The 3,923-nt window shown below is 71.0% G+C and carries 4 protein-coding genes and 1 pseudogene; 4 read left to right on the top strand and 1 reads right to left on the bottom strand.

Annotation, left to right across the window (positions count from 1 at the left end; all coding sequences use genetic code 11):
- Window positions 1-587 (bottom strand): MBL fold metallo-hydrolase (locus tag DW299_RS10100; protein WP_136036506.1); only part of this gene is annotated, 587 nt, incomplete at its 3' end.
- Between the two features lie 80 nt (window positions 588-667).
- On the opposite strand from DW299_RS10100, the gene DW299_RS10095 reads away from it, so the two are divergent.
- The 4 genes and pseudogenes from DW299_RS10095 to DW299_RS10080 all read left to right on the top strand — a co-directional run.
- Window positions 668-1,192 carry a TetR/AcrR family transcriptional regulator gene (locus tag DW299_RS10095; RefSeq protein ID WP_136036505.1) on the top strand — a complete coding sequence of 175 codons (525 nt, stop codon included), beginning with the start codon at window positions 668-670 and terminating at the stop codon, window positions 1,190-1,192.
- A 120-nt stretch (window positions 1,193-1,312) separates the two neighbouring features.
- Window positions 1,313-2,368 (top strand): alpha/beta hydrolase, encoded by a 1,056-nt coding sequence (locus tag DW299_RS10090; RefSeq protein WP_136036504.1) that lies wholly within the window; start codon window positions 1,313-1,315, stop codon window positions 2,366-2,368.
- Between the two features lie 49 nt (window positions 2,369-2,417).
- Window positions 2,418-3,269: a tryptophan 2,3-dioxygenase gene (locus tag DW299_RS10085; RefSeq protein ID WP_136034845.1), complete on the top strand. Its 852-nt coding sequence runs from the start codon at window positions 2,418-2,420 to the stop codon at window positions 3,267-3,269.
- Between the two features lies 1 nt (window position 3,270).
- Window positions 3,271-3,923: pseudogene (locus DW299_RS10080) on the top strand (amidohydrolase family protein); the annotation flags it as partial.

Here is a 3,923-nt window from a genome sequence, read left to right as displayed (position 1 = left end):
GCGGGTGCATCCGTGAAGGGAGCCGGCTGGGCACCCTCGCGCCCGGTGAGCACATGCCGCGTCGTGAGCGCGTCGCCCACGAACACCGCGTCGACCGCCGGCACGTGCACCGCGATGCTGCCGGGCGAGTGGCCGGGCAGTCCGACGACCACCGGGGCACCGGGCAGGTCGAGCACCGCACCGTCCTCCACCTCGACGACCGAGGCGACGTGCGGCGTGCGCAGCGCGTTCTTGCGCAGGCCGTAGGCGAGGAAGCCCAGCATCGGGAGCGGGCGCGCGGGCCCCATCGGCGTCCGTGGCTTCTCGCCCGTGCGCACGCGGTGGGCGTCGGCGGCGTGGATGATCACGGGCACGCCGGTCTCGCGGCGCAGGCGTTCGGCGAACCCGATGTGGTCGCTGTCGCCGTGGGTGAGCACGAGACCGCGGACGTCGGACAGCGGACGACCGATGGCGGACAGCTCGTGCTGCAGGTCTTTCCAGTGTCCGGGCAGACCGGCGTCGATGAGCGTGATGCCCTCGGGCAGGTCGATCAGGTACGAGGCGACGATGTCGTTGCCGAGGCGGTGGAGGTGCGGGGCGAGCTGCATGGCGGGTCCTCTCGGATGATTGCGATAGCTACGATACGTAGCTATGATGGCTACTGTCAATAGCCATCACTGGAGGATGCATGCCGACCCCCGAACGCACCACGACCGACGCGATCGTGACCGCCGGACGAGAGATCCTCGAGGCGTCCGGCCCCTCGGGCCTCACGATGCAGGCCGTGGCGACGCGCGTCGGCGTGCGCGCCCCCTCGCTCTACAAGCGCGTGAAGGATCGCGAGGCACTGCTCGCCGCGGTGGCGACCGCCACGGTCGACGCGCTGGGCGAGCGCCTCGAGAGGGTTGGCGACGACCTCGCCGAGCTCGCCACCGCCTACCGCGCCTTCGCGCACGCGCACCCCGAGGGCTTCCGGCTGATGTTCGCCGCACCCGTGCCGCAGGAAGCCCTCGAGCGCTCGGCGGCACCGGTCATCCGGGCGTGCGCGGCCACGGTCGGCGACGACGACGCCCTCGACGCCGCCCGGCTCTTCACCGCCTGGGCGACCGGGTTCCTGCAGATGGAGCTCGCGGGCGCCTTCCGCCTGGGCGGCGACGTCGACCGCGCCTACGCCTACGGCCTGCGGCAGCTCATCGGCGGCCTCTCCCGCTGAGCCCCTCCCCGGGCCCGGGCCCGCAGGGACGGCCGCGATCGCACGGGGCGCCAGGACACACCCGCCCGCACCGGCGATTCGACAGGCCGGAATACTGGCACACTGTTGCCGGGAGGGTCCATGAGCACCGATGCGCACACCGGAGAGTCCGTCCACCCCACGAAGGCCCGGAAGCCCTGGCACCGCACGAAGGTGATCGTGGTGATCGTGGTGGTCGTCGCCGCCGTGGTCGCCCTCATCAGCAGCCTCACCCCCTGGCCGTCCGCCATGGTCATCCGCGCGGTGTTCACGAAGGGCGGCGACGAGACCGCCGCCGAGATGGACAAGCACGTGCCCGACACCGCGCTCGACGTGCAGCAGGGGATCGCGTACGGCGACGCGGGCACCGACACGACGATGGACGTGTTCCGCCCGGCCGACGCCGACGGTCCACTGCCGACCGTGGTGTGGATCCACGGGGGCGCCTGGATCTCGGGCGAGAAGGAGAACGTCGACCCGTACCTCCGGATCCTCGCGGCCGAGGGCTACACGACCGTCGGGGTGAACTACACGATCGGACCCGAGGGCGTGTACCCGCTCGCCGTGCGGCAGCTCGATCAGGCCCTCGCCTACATCGACGAGCACGCCGCAGAACTCGGCATCGACCCCGACCAGATCGTGCTCGCGGGCGATTCCGCCGGCAGCCAGCTCGCCAGCCAGATGGCCACGCTCATCACCAACCCCGACTACGCCGAGATCGTCGGCATCGACCCGTCGCTGAAGGCCGACCAGCTCGCCGCCACGATCCTCAACTGCGGCGTGTACGACCTCGCAGCCCTGGCCGAGCTCGACGGCATCGCCGGCTGGGGCCTCAAGACCGCGATGTGGGCGTACTCGGGCACCAAGACCTGGGCGGAGGACTCCACCGGGTCGACGATGTCGACGCTCGACTGGGTCACCGCGGACTTCCCCGCCACCTACATCTCCGGCGGCAACGGCGACGGTCTCACCTGGCTCCAGTCGATCCCGATGGCGAAGCGCCTCGAGTCCCTGGGTGTGGAGGTCACGACGCTGTTCTGGCCGATGGATCACGAGCCCGCCCTGCCGCACGAGTACCAGTTCCACCTCGACCTGCCGGATGCCCGGACCGCTCTGGACGAGACGATCGCGTTCCTGGGGAAGCACACCACCCGCTGAGAACATTTCACTCCTGTGACGGTCGCCACAGAAGTGATATGTTTTCCGCATGCACCCGGAGAACCAGCGCGCCCTGGAAGACGGCATCGTCACCGACCTCACCGGACGGATGACCTACGGCTCGTACCTCGCCCTGGATCAGCTGCTCACCGCACAGCACCCCGTGAGCCAGCCGGAGCACCACGACGAGATGCTGTTCATCATCCAGCACCAGACCACCGAGCTGTGGCTCAAGCAGGTGCTGCACGAGCTGTCCTCCGCGCGCACGCTGCTGGCCGCCGACGACCTGCGTGAAGCCCTCAAGCGCATCGCCAGGGTCAAGAAGATCCAAGACGTGATGACGCAGCAGTGGTCCGTGCTCGCCACCCTGACCCCGACCGAATACGCGCAGTTCCGCGGCTCGCTCGGCACCTCGTCCGGCTTCCAGTCGGTGCAGTACCGCGCCGTGGAGTTCGCGCTGGGCAACAAGAACGAGAAGATGCTCGGCGTCTTCCGCGACCATCCCGCGAACCTGGCGCTGCTCACCGCCGAGTGGGAGAAGCCCACGCTGTACGACGAGTTCCTGCGCTACGCCTCCCGCCGCGGACTGCCCGTTCCGGCCGAGATCCTCGACCGCGACGTGCGCGAGCCCTACCGCGAGACCCCGGCGCTGGTCCCCGCGATCCGCGCCATCTACCAGGACCCCGGCACGCACTGGGACCTGTACGAGGCGTGCGAAGACCTGGTCGACCTCGAGGACAACTTCCAGTTCTGGCGATTCCGGCACCTCAAGACCGTGTCGCGCACGATCGGCATGAAGGTCGGCACGGGCGGCTCCAGCGGCGTCGGATTCCTGCAGCGCGCCCTCGACCTCACGTTCTTCCCCGAGCTCTACACCGTCCGCACGGAGATCGGCGGCTGAGATGCACGCCGCGACGTACTTCGACGGCACCCGGTGGCGCGACGGCGTCGTCGAGGCGACCGCGGAACACGTGCGGCTCCGCGCCGAGACTCCGGCCCCCGGCCTCCCCCGCGTCCCCGGCGGGGTCGTCGGCGGCTTCACCGACCACCACGTGCACCTGCAGCTCGTCGACCACGCCCTGCTGCGCACCTCGCGCCTCGCCCGGGTCGACGACCTGGGCGGGAACACCGCGGTGCTGCGTGAGCTCGCGGTGCACACCTCGGCCACCCCCGATCACGCCGTCGAGGTCCGGTACGCCGGAGCGTTCCTCACCCCGCCCGGCGGCTACCCGTCCTACCGCGACTGGGCACCCGCGGGATCGGTGCGGGAGGTCGCGGACGAGGCTGCCGCCGTCGCCGCGGTCGATGATCTCGCGGCCGCCGGGGTCGCCCTCCTCAAGGTCGCCGGCAACAGCACGGCCGGTCCGGTGTTCGCCGACGCGCTCGTCCACGCGATCGTCGAGCGCGCGGACGCGCACGGCCTGCCGGTGGTCGTGCACGCCGAGGGCCCCGGCGAGGCGCAGCGGGCCGTACGCCTCGGAGCCGCCCGCCTCGCGCACGCGCCGTTCACCGAGCGCCTCGACGACGCCGAGGTCGCCCGCCACGCGGCCTCGGT

This window comes from Microbacterium sp. K35 (genome assembly GCF_004794375.1).
Lineage (GTDB): Bacteria > Actinomycetota > Actinomycetes > Actinomycetales > Microbacteriaceae > Microbacterium > Microbacterium sufflavum.
Note: the sequence above shows the minus strand (reverse complement) of the source record. Positions and strands in the feature narration are given on the sequence as shown.